Below are 15,883 nucleotides of genomic sequence, written 5' to 3' on the forward strand. Positions count from 1 at the left end.
CAGCGCCTACACGGGCCTGTTCAGGTATTACCCCGCCATCGCCAACCGATTACGCCCCTCGCGCTTGGCCACATACAGCGCGCTGTCAGCGCGACGCAGCAAACTCTCGGCCGACTCGCCCGGCAGCAATGTCGAGCAACCAAGGCTGACCGTCAGCTCAATCACCCGGCCATCAGCGTGATAATCCTGGGCCTGAGCTGCAAACCGCAGGCGTTCGCCCACCATCGCCGCCGCTTCCCGGCTGGTGTTGGACAGCAGGATCAAAAACTCCTCGCCACCAAAACGGAACACCATGTCCACGTTGCGCAACTGGCCCTTGATCGAGGCGGCAACCGCCTTGAGCACTTCATCGCCAGCACTGTGGCCGTGGCTGTCATTGACCCGTTTAAAGTGGTCGATATCCAGCATCAGCAACGACAACGGCTGGCGATGCCGGTGCGCCATGTCGATTTCCCGTTGCAGGGTCTGATCCATGGCGACGCGGTTGCCGGTGCCGGTGAGTGGGTCGCGCAGGGCGCTTTGGGTTGCGACGCGGTAGAGCAGGGCATTGCGCATCGGATAGAGCAGCGCCGACAACAGCGACTCCAGGTTGCCCTGTTCCTGCTCGTTAAACCGCTGATTGCGGCGGAACACCAACTCACCCAGATGTTCACCTTCATGGCTCAGGCTATAGCTGACCGAATGATGACCGCGCTGGCCGAATTCCAGGCGCAAGTCACTCGTCTTGTGCTGGTAGCTCAAGGCATCCAGAGGCACAAGGCGCTGAATTTCGCGGAAAAAGAGCCCGAGAATGCGTTGCGGCTCAAGACTGGTTTGCAGTTGCATGCCCAGTTGCTGGCGCAATTGCGCGAGGCTGACCGGCCGCTCCAGGAGAGGAGGCTGCTGACCAAAGCCCAGGCGTTGCAATTTGGCACTGTCGAAGTCAATTGCGTTGGTCTGGGAAGGTGATTTCATATGGCGTGAGCCCCTAAAGCAGTAAGGCTGTCTTACAGGCTGGGTGAGAGCGGCTTTGGGCTGCGCGTCATACTGGTCCATCAGTCCCGTAGGACATTTGGTACGAGTTTAGTCCGCTTTGTCGAAGATAAGGAACCTATCGACTCAGGCGCCACCGCCAGCTGCTGTCACACTGCGTGTCTGAACAAAATTAGAGCGAAAGTCGTGCCATTCGGTTCATTCGGATAAAAACTGTTTCAAATCATTGGATTAGAGCGGTTTTGAGAAAATGCCGCTGGAGGCAGCGGCATTTGTTTGACTGTAAAGGGCGGGAGTTGACGCGGATCCGGCATGCCGCGGCAATTAAATGCCGCGGCACAAAAGCGACATGCGGCGTTACTGAGCGTTGAACGCCTGGCCATTGATGCCCGTGCTGTCCGGCCCCATCAGGTACAGATAGACCGGCATGATCTCCTCAGGTGTCGGGTTGTTCAGCGGGTTTTCCCCCGGATAAGCCTGGGCGCGCATGCTGGTGCGGGTGGCGCCGGGGTTGATGCTGTTGGAGCGCACCGGTGCCACGGTGTCGACTTCGTCGGCCAGGGTTTGCATCAGCCCTTCGGTGGCAAACTTGGAGACGCCGTAAGCGCCCCAGTACGCCCGGCCCTTGCGTCCGACGCTGCTGGAGGTGAACACCACCGAAGCATCCTGCGACAGCTTCAGCAGCGGCAGCAGGGTGCTGGTGAGCATGAACATGGCGTTGACGTTGACGTGCATGACGCGCATGAAGTTTTCACCGGACAACTGCTCGATCGGCGTGCGCGGGCCGATGATCGAGGCGTTGTGCAGCAAACCGTCGAGATGCCCGAATTCAGTCTCGATCATCGCGGCCAACTCATCGTATTGATGGGGCAGGGCGGTTTCCAGATTGAACGGGATCACCGCCGGTTGCGGGTGACCGGCCGCTTCGATTTCGTCGTAGACCTGAGTCAGGTTGGCTTCGGTCTTGCCCAGCAGCAGCACGGTGGCACCGTGGGCGGCGTAGGTTTTTGCGGCGGCGGCGCCAATGCCACGGCCGGCGCCGGTGACCAGGATGACCCGGTCCTTGAGCAATTCAGGGCGGGCGGAATAATCAAACATAAAAACCTCAACACAATTAAGACGAACACCGAACCTGTGGCGAAGGAGCTTGCTGTGGCGAGGGGGCTTGCCCCCGTTGGAGTGCGAAGCGCTCCCTGCCTTCTCCCCGCTAAGTGTGTTCATCAGCTTATACGACTGCTTCGCAGCCGAACGGGGGCAAGCCCCCTCGCCACAGGTACTCATCAAGCAGTGCGGATCAGCAGCTACACAACGCGCTATCGAGCACTTTGCGCAACTCCAGCGGGTGGTCCACCACCACATCCGCGCCCCAATGCCGCGGGTTATCGTCCGGGTGGATATAGCCGTAGGTCACGGCGGCGGTCTTGGTGCCGGCATCACGCCCCGACTCGATATCCCGCAGATCATCACCGACGAACAACACACTGGCCGGGTCCAGGTCGAGCATCTTGCACGCGAGAATCAACGGCTCCGGGTCCGGTTTGCTGTTCTTCACATGGTCCGGGCAGATCAGCAGCGCCGAGCGCTCGGCCAGCCCCAGCTGTTGCATGATCGGTTCGGCAAACCGCAGCGGCTTGTTGGTGACCACGCCCCAGATCAGGTTGGCCTTCTCGATGTCGGCCAGCAGCTCGCCCATGCCGTCGAAGAGTTTACTGTGCACCGCGCAACCCACGAGGTAGCGCTCCAGGAACTCCAGGCGCAGCGCCTCGAACCCCGGGGATTCCGGGTCCATGGAGAACGTCACCGCGACCATCGCCTTGGCGCCGCCGGAGATCTCGTCGCGAATGTGCTGGTCGTTCATCGGCGGCAAGCCGCGCTCGGCACGCATCGCCTGGCAGATGGCGATGAAGTCCGGCGCGGTGTCGAGCAGGGTGCCGTCCATGTCAAAAAGGACTGCTCTGATTCGCATCGGCTTACTCCTCGCGCAGGGTCTGGATCATGTAGTTGACGTCAACGTCGGCCGCCAGTTTGTAGTGCTTGGTCAGCGGGTTGTACGTCAGGCCGATGATGTCCTTGACGGTCAGGCCGGCCATGCGGCTCCAGGCCCCGAGCTCGGACGGGCGGATGAATTTCTTGAAGTCGTGGGTGCCGCGCGGCAGCAGCTTCATGATGTACTCGGCGCCGATGATCGCGAACAGGTAGGCCTTCGGGTTGCGGTTGATGGTGGAGAAGAACACCTGACCACCGGGCTTGACCATCTTGAAGCAGGCGCGGATGACCGAGGATGGGTCCGGTACGTGCTCAAGCATTTCAAGGCAAGTGACCACGTCGAACTGCTCGGGCATCTCTTCGGCCAGGGCTTCGGCGGTGATCTGGCGATATTCGACGGTCACGCCGGATTCCAGTTGATGCAGTTGCGCGACCGCCAGCGGCGCTTCGCCCATGTCGATGCCCATGACGGTAGCGCCGCGCTGGGCCATGGCTTCGCTGAGGATGCCGCCGCCACAACCGACGTCGAGCACCTTTTTGCCGGCCAGGTTGACCCGCTCGTCAATCCAGTTGACCCGCAGCGGGTTGATGTCATGCAGCGGTTTGAACTCGCTTTCGCGGTCCCACCAGCGATGGGCCAGGGCTTCGAATTTGGCGATTTCGGCGTAGTCGACGTTGCTCATGGTTTAAGTCCTCTAAAACTTGAAAAATCCTGTTGCCCCGGGTTTGCGCCCGGGGGGCTTACGATTCGGTGTGGCCGCTGATGCGCTGGCCCCAGGCCTTGGCCGTGGCGCACAGTTGTGCTTCATCCAGGCGCGTCAGGCGCTTGTCGTCGAGCAGTTGTTTGCCAGCGACCCATAGGTGTTTCACGCAGTCGCGGCCAGTGGCGTAGATCAGTTGCGAAACCGGGTCGTAGATCGGTTGCTGGGCCAGGCCGGACAGGTCGAAAGCGACGATGTCCGCAGCCTTGCCGATTTCCAGCGAGCCGACTTCGGCTTCGATCCCGAGGGCGCGGGCACCGTTGAGCGTCGCCATGCGCAACGCGCGGTGGGCATCCAGCGCCGTGGCCGAGCCGGCGACAGCCTTGGCCAGCAACGCCGCGGTGCGGGTTTCGCCGAGCAGGTCGAGGTCATTATTGCTGGCCGCGCCATCGGTGCCGACGGCGACGTTCACCCCGGCCTGCCACAGGCGTTCCACCGGGCAGAAACCGCTGGCCAGCTTCAGGTTCGATTCCGGGCAATGAATCACATTGGTATTGCTTTCTACCAGCAAGGCCAGGTCTTCATCGCTGATCTGGGTCATGTGAACCGCCTGGAAGCGCGGCCCGAGCAAGCCCAGGCGCCCGAGGCGGGCCAGCGGGCGCTCGCCGCGCTGCTCCACCGATTGCTGCACTTCGAAGGCGGTTTCGTGGACGTGCATGTGGATCGCTGCGTCCAGCTCTTCGGCGATGACCCGGATTTTTTCCAGGTTTTCGTCGCCCACGGTGTAGGGGGCGTGGGGGCCGAAGGTGATTTTGATCCGTTCGTGGTGCTTCAAGTCGCCGAACAGTTCGACGCCCTGACGAATGGCTTCGTCCGCCGTGGCAGCGCCCGGAATCGGGAAATCGAGGATCGGAATCGCGATTTGCGCGCGAATGCCGCTGTTATGCACGCGTTCGCTGGCAACCTTCGGGAAGAAATACATGTCAGAGAAGCAGGTGATGCCGCCTTTGAGCTGTTCGGCAATCGCCAGGTCGGTGCCATCGCGCACAAACGCTTCATCGACCCACTTGGCCTCGGCCGGCCAGATGTGATTTTCCAGCCAGGTCATCAATGGCAGGTCATCGGCCAGACCCCGGAACAGCGTCATCGCCGCGTGGCCATGGGCGTTGATCAGGCCGGGGGCGAGCAGAACATCCGGCAGCTCGCGAGTTTCAGTCGCGTTACACTTCAGCGCTTCGGCACGCGGACCGATAAATACGATACGACCGTCGCGGATGCCCAGGCCGTGCTCTTTGAGGACCACGCCAGCGGGTTCGACGGGTACCAGCCAGGTCGGCAGCAATAATAAGTCGAGCGCAACGGCAGGTTTCGGCATCGAGGGTCGGTTCCAGTGCTTTTGTAAAGGATGGCGAAGTATACCCGAGCGTCTTCGCGGGGGGCTCGCTATAATCGGCGGCTTTTGTTCATGAGTGCGGGGTGTGGGATGCGCGATCGACTGTTGGCTGCGGAGAAGGTAAAGGCCATCGATTGGCGTGATGGCGCCCTGTACCTGCTGGATCAGCGGATTCTGCCGTTCGAGGAAACCTGGATCGCCTACACCAGCGCCGCCGGCGTGGCCGAGGCCATTCGCTCGATGGTGGTGCGCGGCGCGCCGGCGATTGGCATCAGCGCTGCTTATGCCATGGTGCTGTCGGCTCGTGCTCGCATTGCCGAGGGCGGCGACTGGCAGGCCGCGTGGGAAGAGGATTACGCGCTGCTGGCCGATTCCCGTCCGACGGCGGTGAATCTGTTCTGGGCCTTGGGTCGCATGCGTGATCGCCTGGACCGTCTCAAGGGCGATGCCGACCCGCTGGCGGCGCTGGAAGCGGAGGCCATCGCCATCCACGAAAGCGATCGCGAAGCCAACCTGACCATGGCGCAACTGGGTGTGGACTTGATTCGCAAGCACCAGGGCAACGCCCAGGCGATCCTCACCCATTGCAACACCGGTGCCCTGGCCACGGGTGGCTTCGGCACGGCGCTGGGGGTGATTCGCGGTGCGTTCATCGAAGGCATGGTCGAGCGCGTTTACGCCGACGAAACCCGCCCGTGGCTGCAAGGTTCGCGCTTGACGGCGTGGGAACTGGCCAACGAAGGCATTCCGGTGACGCTCAACGCCGACTCCGCCGCCGCGCACATCATGAAGACCAAGGGCATCACCTGGGTCATCGTCGGTGCCGACCGGATCACCGCCAATGGCGACGTGGCCAACAAGATCGGCACCTATCAACTGGCGGTCAGCGCGATGCACCACGGCGTGCGGTTCATGGTGGTGGCGCCGAGTTCGACCATCGACATGAACCTGGCCAGTGGCGACGACATTCCTATCGAAGAGCGTGCCGGCAGTGAACTGCTGGACGTTGGCGGCAAGCGCGTCGGGGCAGATGTTGATGCTTTCAATCCAGTGTTTGACGTGACCCCGGCCGACCTGATCGATGCCATCGTCACCGAGAAGGGCATCGTCGAGCGGCCGGATACGGCGAAAATGGCGCAGTTGATGTGCCGCAAGCGTCTGCATTGACGGTATTTGGTGTCAGTTAAAAGGCCTTCGCGGGCAAGCCTCGCTCCTACAGGAATGTGGAATCTGTAGGAGCGAGGCTTGCCCGCGAAGAACGATGACTCGATCTCTCCTCCCTACTGCCTCATATTCTGCTAGCGAATCGAGGGTTGTGCCGGCTCTAAGCCTCTCTCGTCGCCGTTAAGCCTGTCACCGGTCAACTAACTATGCTCCATGCGCATCAGGGGGATAGGTGCGTGGCGGCTCTTGTGATAACATCCGGCGTTTTCCGAGGCACTCCCACGGGGTTGTCTTTACTGCGCAGATCCATGGCATAACTCGTTGATTTGTCGTAAGTCGGTGCATGGCACTCAGCCGTCATCGGCGAGCTTCGTTCGTCCCGAATGGATGTGACGAAGTTTCACCAGAAAAAGGAATCAGGCTTCTCATGGGCGAACTGGCCAAAGAAATCCTCCCGGTCAATATCGAAGACGAGCTGAAGCAGTCCTACCTCGACTACGCGATGAGCGTAATTGTCGGGCGGGCACTGCCGGATGCGCGCGATGGCTTGAAGCCCGTGCACCGGCGTGTGCTGTTCGCGATGAGCGAGCTGGGCAACGACTTCAACAAGCCGTACAAGAAATCTGCCCGTGTTGTCGGTGACGTGATCGGTAAGTATCACCCTCACGGTGATACCGCGGTGTACGACACCATCGTTCGGATGGCGCAGCCATTCTCCTTGCGCTACCTGCTGGTAGACGGTCAGGGCAACTTCGGTTCGGTGGACGGCGACAACGCCGCCGCCATGCGATACACCGAAGTGCGCATGACCAAGCTGGCGCACGAGCTGCTGGCTGACCTGCATAAAGAAACCGTGGACTGGGTGCCGAACTACGACGGCACCGAAATGATCCCGGCGGTCATGCCGACCCGTATTCCCAACCTGCTGGTCAACGGCTCCAGCGGTATCGCCGTGGGCATGGCGACCAACATCCCGCCGCACAACCTCGGTGAAGTCATCGATGGTTGCCTGGCACTCATCGACAACCCTGAGTTGACCATCGATGAGCTGATGCAATACATCCCGGGTCCGGACTTCCCGACCGCCGCGATCATCAACGGTCGCGCCGGCATCATCGAAGCCTACCGCACCGGTCGCGGCCGCATTTACATGCGCGCCCGCTCGATGATCGAAGACATTGACAAGGTCGGTGGTCGCCAGCAGATCGTCATCACCGAACTCCCTTACCAGCTGAACAAGGCCCGTCTGATCGAGAAGATCGCCGAGCTGGTCAAAGAGAAGAAGTTGGAAGGCATCACCGAACTGCGCGACGAGTCCGACAAGGACGGTATGCGCGTCGTGATCGAGCTGCGTCGTGGCGAAGTGCCTGAGGTGATCCTCAACAACCTCTACGCCCAGACCCAGCTGCAAGCGGTGTTCGGCATCAACATCGTTGCGCTGATCGATGGCCGTCCGCGGATTCTGAACCTCAAGGACCTGCTGGAAGCCTTCGTTCGTCACCGTCGCGAAGTCGTGACCCGCCGTACCGTGTTCGAGCTGCGTAAAGCCCGCGAACGTGGCCACATCCTGGAAGGTCAAGCGGTTGCCCTGTCGAACATCGACCCGGTCATCGCCCTGATCAAGGCCTCGCCGACGCCGTCGGAAGCCAAGGAAGCGCTGATCAAGACCGCGTGGGAATCTTCCGCCGTGGTCGCGATGGTTGAGCGCGCCGGTGCCGATTCCTGCCGTCCGGAAACCCTGGACCCGCAATACGGTCTGCGCGAAGGCAAGTACTTCCTGTCGCCAGAACAGGCGCAAGCCATTCTGGAACTGCGTCTGCACCGCCTGACCGGTCTGGAGCACGAGAAGCTGCTGGCCGAGTACCAGGAGATCCTCAACCAGATCGGCGAACTGATCCGCATCCTCAGCAGCGCCACGCGCCTGATGGAAGTGATCCGCGAAGAACTGGAAGTGATCCGCGCCGAATACGGCGATGTGCGCCGCACCGAAATCCTCGATGCCCGTCTCGACCTGACCCTGGGTGACATGATCCCGGAAGAAGAGCGCGTCGTGACCATCTCTCACGGTGGCTACGCCAAGACCCAGCCATTGGCTGCGTACCAGGCCCAGCGTCGTGGCGGTAAAGGCAAATCGGCTACCGGCGTCAAGGATGAGGACTACATCGCTCACCTGCTGGTCGCCAACAGCCACACCACGCTGCTGCTGTTCTCCAGCAAAGGCAAAGTGTACTGGTTGAAAACCTACGAAATCCCGGAAGCCTCCCGCGCTGCCCGTGGTCGTCCGCTGGTCAACCTGCTGCCACTGGACAGTGATGAATACATCACCACCATGCTGCCGGTCGACGAATACACCGAAGGTCACTTCATCTTCATGGCGACCGCCAAAGGCACCGTGAAGAAGACCCCGCTGGAATCCTTCAGCCGTCAACGCAGCGTCGGCCTGATCGCGCTGGAGCTGGACGAAGGCGACGTGCTGATTTCTGCTTCCATTACTGATGGCAGCCGCGAAGTCATGCTGTTCTCCGACGGCGGCAAGGTGACGCGCTTCAAGGAAACCGACGTTCGCGCCATGGGCCGTACCGCTCGTGGTGTTCGCGGTATGCGTCTGCCGGAAGGCCAGAAGCTGATTTCCATGCTGATCCCGGAAGAAGGCAGCCAGATCCTGACCGCTTCGGCCCGTGGTTACGGCAAGCGCACGGCGATCACCGAGTTCCCTGAGTACAAGCGTGGCGGTCAGGGCGTTATTGCCATGGTCAGCAACGACCGTAACGGCCGTCTGGTCGGTGCCGTCCAGGTGCTCGACGGCGAGGAAATCATGCTGATTTCCGACCAGGGCACCCTGGTTCGTACTCGAGTCGACGAAGTTTCCAGCCTGGGGCGTAACACCCAGGGCGTGACCTTGATCAAACTGGCCAGCGATGAAAAGCTGGTAGGTCTGGAGCGGGTTCAGGAGCCGTCGGAAGTCGAAGGCGCAGAGCTCGAAGGTGAAGAGGGCGAAGAAGGTGCAGTGTTCGACGGTGAGGTCGTGATCGACGACGTTGCCGAAGACCAGCAACTCGACGCCGCCGCCGACGAAGAACCGCAGGAATAAGCGGACAAACAGGGGGCGGATGAGAATTCGCCCCCTTCTTGTTTCTCCGCAATGAAATATCGACACCCATGGAGATCCGTGTGGGTGCCGGGCTTTTGTGGCGAGGGGGCTTGCCCCCGTTGGGGTGCGAAGCGCCCCTGAAACCAGTCGCCGTTATCTTGCATGAGAACGTGGTGACCGGTTTGCGATTGCTTCGCAATCGAACGGGGGCAAGCCCCCTCGCCACAGGCAAGCCCGCTCCCGCATTGGGTCTGTGTCGACTGATATGTTTGTACGATCCACCAAATCAGAGCGAGATTGGATGTGAGCAAGAGAGCCTATAACTTCTGTGCCGGTCCTGCGGCGCTGCCTGAAGCTGTCCTGAAGCGCGCTCAGGGGGAACTCCTCGATTGGCACGGCAAGGGCCTGTCGGTCATGGAAATGAGCCATCGCAGCGATGAGTTCGTGTCCATCGCGACCAAGGCCGAGCAGGATCTGCGTGATCTGCTGAATATCCCCTCGAACTATAAAGTGCTGTTCCTGCAAGGCGGCGCCAGTCAGCAATTTGCCCAGATTCCGCTGAACCTGTTGCCTGAGGGCGGCTCGGCTGACTATATCGACACCGGTATCTGGTCGCAGAAAGCCATCGAAGAAGCTTCGCGCTACGGCCACGTCAACGTTGCCGCTACCGCCAAGCCTTACGACTATTTCGCCATTCCCGGCCAGAACGAATGGAAGCTGTCGAAAGACGCGGCCTACGTTCATTACGCGCCGAACGAAACCATCGGCGGCCTGGAATTCAACTGGATCCCGGAAACCGGCGACGTTCCGCTGGTGGCCGACATGTCTTCGGACATCCTCTCGCGTCCGGTGGACATCTCGCGTTTCGGCATGATCTACGCCGGCGCCCAGAAGAACATCGGCCCAAGCGGCATCCTGGTCAACATCGTGCGCGAAGACCTGCTCGGTCACGCCCGTTCGCTGTGCCCGACCATGCTCAATTACAAGGTCGCGGCCGATAACGGCTCGATGTACAACACCCCTCCGACCCTGGCCTGGTACTTGTCGGGCCTGGTATTCGAGTGGCTGAAAGAGCAGGGTGGTGTTGAAGCCATTGGCAAGCTCAATGAAGTCAAACAGCGCACGTTGTACGATTTCATCGACGCCAGCGGCCTGTACAGCAACCCGATCAACAAGTCGGACCGCTCGTGGATGAACGTGCCGTTCCGTTTGGCCGACGATCGCCTGGACAAGCCATTCCTGGCCGGCGCCGACGAACGTGGCCTGCTGAACCTCAAGGGTCACCGTTCCGTGGGCGGCATGCGCGCCTCCATCTATAACGCCGTCGATATCGTTGCGGTCAACGCACTGATTTCGTACATGGCAGAGTTCGAGAAGGAACATGGCTAATGTCTGAGCAAGAACTCAAGGCACTGCGCGTTCGCATTGATGCCCTGGACACCAAAGTCCTGGAGCTGATCAGCGAGCGTGCACGCTGCGCCCAGGAAGTTGCGCGAGTAAAGATGGCCTTGCTGGCCGAAGGCGAAGTGCCGGTGTTCTATCGTCCTGAGCGCGAAGCTCAGGTGCTCAAGCGCGTGATGGAGCGTAACCAGGGCCCGTTGGGCAACGAAGAGATGGCGCGGTTGTTCCGCGAAATCATGTCCTCGTGCCTGGCCCTCGAGCAGCCGCTGAAAGTGGCTTACCTCGGCCCAGAAGGTACGTTTACCCAGGCCGCGGCCATGAAGCATTTTGGCCACGCCGTGATCAGCAAGCCGATGGCGGCGATCGACGAAGTGTTCCGTGAAGTGGCGGCCGGTGCGGTGAACTTTGGCGTGGTTCCGGTGGAAAACTCCACCGAAGGCGCGGTCAACCACACCCTCGACAGCTTCCTGGAACACGACATGGTGATCTGCGGTGAAGTCGAGCTGCGAATTCACCATCACCTGTTGGTCGGTGAAAACACCAAGACCGACAGCATCAGTCGCATTTATTCCCACGCCCAGTCCCTGGCCCAGTGCCGCAAGTGGCTGGACGCCCATTACCCGAATGTCGAGCGCGTGGCGGTGTCCAGCAACGCCGAAGCGGCCAAGCGGGTCAAGGGTGAGTGGAACTCGGCGGCGATTGCCGGCGACATGGCTGCAGGCTTGTACGGGCTGACCCGTCTGGCCGAGAAAATCGAGGATCGCCCGGACAACTCCACGCGATTCCTGATGATCGGCAGTCAGGAAGTGCCGCCGACCGGCGACGACAAAACCTCGATCATCGTCTCCATGAGCAACAAACCCGGCGCACTGCACGAGTTGCTGGTGCCGTTCCACGACAACGGCATCGATCTGACACGAATCGAGACCCGTCCGTCGCGCAGCGGTAAATGGACCTACGTGTTCTTCATCGACTTCGTCGGCCACCACCGTGATCCATTGATCAAAGGCGTGCTGGAAAAGATCAGTCAGGAAGCAGTAGCACTCAAAGTGCTGGGTTCCTACCCGAAAGCAGTTCTCTAAGGGGTAGCAAATGAGTGGTGACTTCCTCGCTCTGGCACAGCCGGGCGTGCAACAACTTTCGCCGTACGTTCCGGGCAAGCCTGTGGACGAACTGGCGCGCGAACTAAATATCGATCCGGCGAAAATCGTCAAACTGGCCAGCAACGAAAACCCGCTGGGCGCCAGTCCCAAGGCGCTGGCTGCGATTCGTGAAGAATTGGCCGAGCTGACCCGCTATCCCGATGGCAATGGTTTTGCACTCAAGACCCTGCTGGCCGAGCAGTGCCGCGTCGAGCTGAATCAAGTGACGCTGGGCAACGGTTCCAACGACATTCTGGAGCTGGTCGCGCGTGCTTATCTGGCGCCGGGCCTGAATGCGGTGTTCAGCGAGCACGCGTTCGCGGTCTACCCGATCGTGACCCAGGCCGTGGGTGCTGACGCACGCGTGATCCCTGCCAAAGACTGGGGTCATGATCTGCCGGCCATGCTGGCCGCGATTGATGCCGACACTCGCGTGGTGTTCATCGCCAACCCGAACAACCCGACCGGGACCTGGTTCGGCGCCGAAGCGCTGGACGAATTCCTCCAGGACGTCCCGGCCCACGTGCTGGTGGTGCTGGACGAGGCCTACATCGAATACGCCGAAGGCAGCGACTTGCCGGATGGCCTGGACTTCCTCGCGGCGTATCCGAACCTGCTGGTCTCGCGCACGTTTTCCAAGGCCTATGGCCTGGCGGCGCTGCGGGTCGGTTATGGCTTGTCCACCGCCGTTGTCGCTGATGTGCTGAACCGCGTACGTCAGCCATTCAACGTCAACAGCCTGGCCTTGGCCGCTGCGTGCGCGGCATTGCAGGACGCCGAATACCTGGCTGAAAGCCGTCGCCTTAACGAAGCCGGCATGCTGCAGCTGCAAGCGGGTTTCCGTGAGCTGGGGCTGAGCTGGATTCCGTCCAAGGGCAACTTCATCTGCGTTGACCTGGGGCAGGTCGCTGCACCGGTCTTCCAGGGCTTGCTGCGCGAAGGCGTGATCGTGCGCCCGGTGGCCAATTACGGCATGCCGAACCACTTGCGCATCACCATCGGTCTGCCGGCTGAAAACAGTCGCTTCCTTGAGGCACTGACCAAGGTTCTGGCTCGTGGTTGATGTCACTGCACTGCAATCTGCTGAACCTATGATCGGGCGCCTGGTGGTGGTCGGTCTGGGGTTGATCGGTGGTTCGTTTGCCAAGGGGTTGCGCGAAAGTGGCCTGTGCCGCGAAGTGGTCGGGGTCGATCTCGATCCGCAGTCGCGCAAGTTGGCAGTTGAGTTGGGTGTTGTGGATCGCTGCGAAGAAGACCTGGCTGTTGCTTGCCAGGGGGCTGACGTGATCCAGCTCGCCGTGCCAATTCTTGCCATGGAAAAAATGCTTGGCCGTTTGGCGGGCATGGACCTGGGGCAAGCGATCCTGACCGACGTCGGCAGCGCCAAAGGCAATGTGGTGCGTGCGGCCACCGCAGCGTTCGGCGGCATGCCGGCGCGTTTCGTGCCGGGGCATCCGATTGCCGGCTCCGAGCAGAGCGGGGTGGAAGCCTCCAATGCCGAGCTGTTCCGTCGCCATAAAGTGATTTTGACGCCGCTGGATCAAACCGATCCGGCAGCCCTGGCCGTGGTCGACCGTTTGTGGCGCGAATTGGGTGCCGATGTCGAGCACATGCAGGTCGAGCGCCACGACGAAGTGTTGGCGGCGACCAGCCATTTGCCGCACCTGTTGGCGTTCGGTTTGGTCGATTCACTGGCCAAGCGCAATGAAAATCTTGAGATCTTCCGTTACGCTGCGGGCGGTTTTCGCGATTTCACAAGAATCGCCGGAAGCGACCCGGTCATGTGGCACGACATCTTCCTCGCCAACCGCGAAGCTGTCCTGCGCACACTCGATACATTTCGCAGCGACCTCGACGCCTTGCGCGACGCGGTCGATGCAGGGGATGGGCATCAATTGCTGGGCGTGTTCACGCGCGCCCGGGTTGCCCGCGAACATTTCAGTAAAATCCTGGCCCGCCGGGCTTATGTGGACGCTATGAACTCCAACGACCTGATTTTCCTGGGACAACCTGGTGGCCGCCTGACTGGGCGGATTCGTGTACCGGGCGACAAGTCCATTTCCCACCGTTCGATCATGCTCGGCTCCCTGGCCGAAGGCACCACCGAAGTGGAAGGTTTCCTTGAGGGCGAAGATGCCCTGGCGACCTTGCAAGCCGTCCGCGACATGGGCGTCGTGATCGAAGGTCCGCACCACGGTCGTGTGACCATTCACGGTGTCGGCCTGCATGGCCTGAAGCCTGCGCCAGGTCCGATCTATCTGGGCAACTCCGGTACTTCGATGCGTCTGCTGTCCGGCCTGTTGGCTGCGCAGAGTTTCGACAGCACGCTGACCGGTGATGCCTCGCTGTCCAAGCGCCCGATGAATCGCGTGGCCAACCCGCTGCGTGAGATGGGCGCCGTGATCGAAACCGCAGCAGAAGGTCGTCCGCCGATGACCATTCGCGGCGGCAACAAGCTTAAAGGCCTGACCTACACCATGCCGATGGCCAGTGCCCAGGTTAAGTCCTGCCTGCTGCTGGCTGGCCTGTACGCTGAAGGCAAGACCACCGTCACCGAGCCAGCGCCGACCCGCGATCACACCGAGCGCATGCTGCGTGGCTTCGGCTACCCGGTGACGGTCAATGGCGCCACGGCGTCGGTCGAGTCCGGCCACAAGCTGACTGCGACCCACATCGAAGTGCCGGGCGACATCTCGTCGTCGGCGTTCTTCCTGGTCGCCGCATCCATCGCCGAGGGTTCGGAGCTGGTGCTCGAACACGTTGGCATCAACCCGACCCGGACTGGCGTGATCGACATCCTGCGTCTGATGGGCGCCGACATCACCCTGGAAAACCAGCGTGAAGTCGGTGGCGAGCCTGTAGCCGACCTGCGCGTGCGAGCAGCTAAACTCAAGGGTATCGAGATTCCCGAGGCGCTGGTTCCACTGGCCATCGACGAGTTCCCGGTGTTGTTCGTGGCGGCGGCCTGTGCCGAAGGGCGCACCATCTTGCGCGGTGCCGAAGAGCTGCGAGTCAAGGAGTCGGACCGGATCCAGGTCATGGCCGACGGCTTGCTGGCGTTGGGCGTGAAGTGCGAGCCGACCCCGGACGGCATCATCATCGACGGCGGCCTGATCGGCGGCGGCGAAGTGCACGGTCACGGCGATCACCGGATTGCGATGGCCTTCAGCGTGGCTTCGTTGCGCGCCACGGCACCGATCCGCATCCATGATTGCGCCAACGTCGCGACTTCGTTTCCGAATTTCCTCGCGCTGTGCGCGCAGGTCGGTATCCGTGTTGCACAAGAGGCTCAGTCGTGATTATCAAGCCACCGGTCATCACCATCGACGGCCCTAGCGGTTCGGGCAAGGGCACTATTGCCGGGATTCTGGCAAAGCGCCTGGGCTGGTGCCTGCTGGATTCCGGTGCGTTGTATCGCCTCCTGGCATTCGCGGCGCGCAATCATGGTGTCGATCTGACCAATGAAGAGTCGTTGAAGCTGTTGGCCGCTCATCTGGACGTGCAGTTCGTCGGCGCGACGGAAGGGCATCCGCAGCGGATCATTCTCGAAGGTGACGATGTTACCGATGATCTGCGCAATGAGCAGGTCGGCGCCTGGGCTTCCCAGGTCGCTGCGCTGCCGGCGGTGCGCGACGCATTGCTGCAGCGCCAGCGGGCGTTTCAGGAGCCACCGGGCCTGGTGGCCGATGGTCGCGACATGGGCACGGTGGTATTTCCCGATGCGCCGCTGAAGATATTCCTCACTGCCAGTGCCGAGGAGCGTGCGCGCCGTCGATACTTGCAGTTGAAGGGCAAAGTCGATGGTGTTAGTCTGTCGAGTCTGCTAGATGAGATACGTGTCCGCGATGAGCGTGACACCCAGCGAGCGGTAGCCCCGCTCAAACCGGCGGCTGACGCCATACAGCTGGATTCCACGGAATTATCCATCGATCAGGTGCTGGAACGCATCATGAGTGAAATCGCCATTCGCGATATCACCGGGTGACCAAGAAGCTTTGCAGGGGACCAGTCATAGTCTTGCGATGCTTCTTCT

At 61.2% G+C, this 15,883-nt stretch carries 12 protein-coding genes; 7 read left to right on the forward strand and 5 right to left on the reverse strand.

The features are described from left to right. Positions 1–27 precede the first annotated feature (27 nt). The 5 genes from FQ192_RS19705 to FQ192_RS19725 all read right to left on the reverse strand — a co-directional run bounded on the left by FQ192_RS19705 (position 28) and on the right by FQ192_RS19725 (position 5,034). Positions 28–954, reverse strand: a complete 927-nt coding sequence (locus tag FQ192_RS19705) for a GGDEF domain-containing protein (protein ID WP_149660052.1) — start codon at positions 952–954, stop codon at positions 28–30. Between the two features lie 375 nt (positions 955–1,329). Then, positions 1,330–2,070, reverse strand: a complete 741-nt coding sequence (locus FQ192_RS19710; RefSeq protein WP_007899713.1) for a YciK family oxidoreductase — start codon at positions 2,068–2,070, stop codon at positions 1,330–1,332. Between the two features lie 196 nt (positions 2,071–2,266). After that, on the reverse strand, positions 2,267–2,938 hold the full coding sequence (gene mupP / locus FQ192_RS19715; protein WP_149660053.1) for an N-acetylmuramic acid 6-phosphate phosphatase MupP: 672 nt from the start codon (positions 2,936–2,938) through the stop codon (positions 2,267–2,269). A 4-nt stretch (positions 2,939–2,942) separates the two neighbouring features. Beyond that, positions 2,943–3,641 (reverse strand): bifunctional 2-polyprenyl-6-hydroxyphenol methylase/3-demethylubiquinol 3-O-methyltransferase UbiG, encoded by a 699-nt coding sequence (ubiG, locus tag FQ192_RS19720; RefSeq protein ID WP_149660054.1) that lies wholly within the window; start codon positions 3,639–3,641, stop codon positions 2,943–2,945. 58 nt (positions 3,642–3,699) lie between these two features. After that, positions 3,700–5,034 (reverse strand): TRZ/ATZ family hydrolase, encoded by a 1,335-nt coding sequence (locus tag FQ192_RS19725; RefSeq protein ID WP_149660055.1) that lies wholly within the window; start codon positions 5,032–5,034, stop codon positions 3,700–3,702. 108 nt (positions 5,035–5,142) lie between these two features. On the opposite strand from FQ192_RS19725, the gene mtnA reads away from it, so the two are divergent. From mtnA to cmk, 7 genes are all read left to right on the forward strand, one after another. After that, positions 5,143–6,219, forward strand: a complete 1,077-nt coding sequence (gene mtnA, locus FQ192_RS19730) for an S-methyl-5-thioribose-1-phosphate isomerase (RefSeq protein ID WP_149660056.1) — start codon at positions 5,143–5,145, stop codon at positions 6,217–6,219. Positions 6,220–6,643: 424 nt separating this feature from the next. Continuing rightward, positions 6,644–9,307 carry a DNA gyrase subunit A gene (gyrA, locus tag FQ192_RS19735; RefSeq protein WP_149660057.1) on the forward strand — a complete coding sequence of 888 codons (2,664 nt, stop codon included), beginning with the start codon at positions 6,644–6,646 and terminating at the stop codon, positions 9,305–9,307. Between the two features lie 303 nt (positions 9,308–9,610). Continuing rightward, complete coding sequence (serC, locus tag FQ192_RS19740) at positions 9,611–10,696, forward strand: 3-phosphoserine/phosphohydroxythreonine transaminase (RefSeq protein ID WP_149660058.1); 1,086 nt, start codon at positions 9,611–9,613, stop codon at positions 10,694–10,696. Next, positions 10,696–11,790, forward strand: a complete 1,095-nt coding sequence (pheA, locus tag FQ192_RS19745; protein ID WP_149660059.1) for a prephenate dehydratase — start codon at positions 10,696–10,698, stop codon at positions 11,788–11,790. Before serC ends, pheA begins: the two co-directional genes overlap by 1 nt. A 10-nt stretch (positions 11,791–11,800) precedes the next feature. Next, positions 11,801–12,913, forward strand: a complete 1,113-nt coding sequence (hisC, locus tag FQ192_RS19750; protein ID WP_149660060.1) for a histidinol-phosphate transaminase — start codon at positions 11,801–11,803, stop codon at positions 12,911–12,913. A 28-nt stretch (positions 12,914–12,941) separates the two neighbouring features. Further along, on the forward strand, positions 12,942–15,149 hold the full coding sequence (locus FQ192_RS19755) for a bifunctional prephenate dehydrogenase/3-phosphoshikimate 1-carboxyvinyltransferase (protein WP_256672321.1): 2,208 nt from the start codon (positions 12,942–12,944) through the stop codon (positions 15,147–15,149). After that, positions 15,146–15,835 (forward strand): (d)CMP kinase, encoded by a 690-nt coding sequence (cmk, locus tag FQ192_RS19760; protein WP_149660062.1) that lies wholly within the window; start codon positions 15,146–15,148, stop codon positions 15,833–15,835. Before FQ192_RS19755 ends, cmk begins: the two co-directional genes overlap by 4 nt. The last annotated feature ends 48 nt before the right edge of the window (positions 15,836–15,883 follow it).

This window comes from Pseudomonas sp. ANT_J12, assembly GCF_008370045.1.
Classification (GTDB): Bacteria; Pseudomonadota; Gammaproteobacteria; order Pseudomonadales; family Pseudomonadaceae; genus Aquipseudomonas.

Coding starts and splice junctions, on each gene's coding strand:
- FQ192_RS19705 (WP_149660052.1), bottom strand. CDS start 954: ATGAAATCACCTTCCCAGACCAACGCAATTGACTTCGACAGTGCCAAA.
- FQ192_RS19710 (WP_007899713.1), bottom strand. CDS start 2,070: ATGTTTGATTATTCCGCCCGCCCTGAATTGCTCAAGGACCGGGTCATC.
- mupP (WP_149660053.1), bottom strand. CDS start 2,938: ATGCGAATCAGAGCAGTCCTTTTTGACATGGACGGCACCCTGCTCGAC.
- ubiG (WP_149660054.1), bottom strand. CDS start 3,641: ATGAGCAACGTCGACTACGCCGAAATCGCCAAATTCGAAGCCCTGGCC.
- FQ192_RS19725 (WP_149660055.1), bottom strand. CDS start 5,034: ATGCCGAAACCTGCCGTTGCGCTCGACTTATTATTGCTGCCGACCTGG.
- mtnA (WP_149660056.1), top strand. CDS start 5,143: ATGCGCGATCGACTGTTGGCTGCGGAGAAGGTAAAGGCCATCGATTGG.
- gyrA (WP_149660057.1), top strand. CDS start 6,644: ATGGGCGAACTGGCCAAAGAAATCCTCCCGGTCAATATCGAAGACGAG.
- pheA (WP_149660059.1), top strand. CDS start 10,696: ATGTCTGAGCAAGAACTCAAGGCACTGCGCGTTCGCATTGATGCCCTG.
- hisC (WP_149660060.1), top strand. CDS start 11,801: ATGAGTGGTGACTTCCTCGCTCTGGCACAGCCGGGCGTGCAACAACTT.
- FQ192_RS19755 (WP_256672321.1), top strand. CDS start 12,942: ATGATCGGGCGCCTGGTGGTGGTCGGTCTGGGGTTGATCGGTGGTTCG.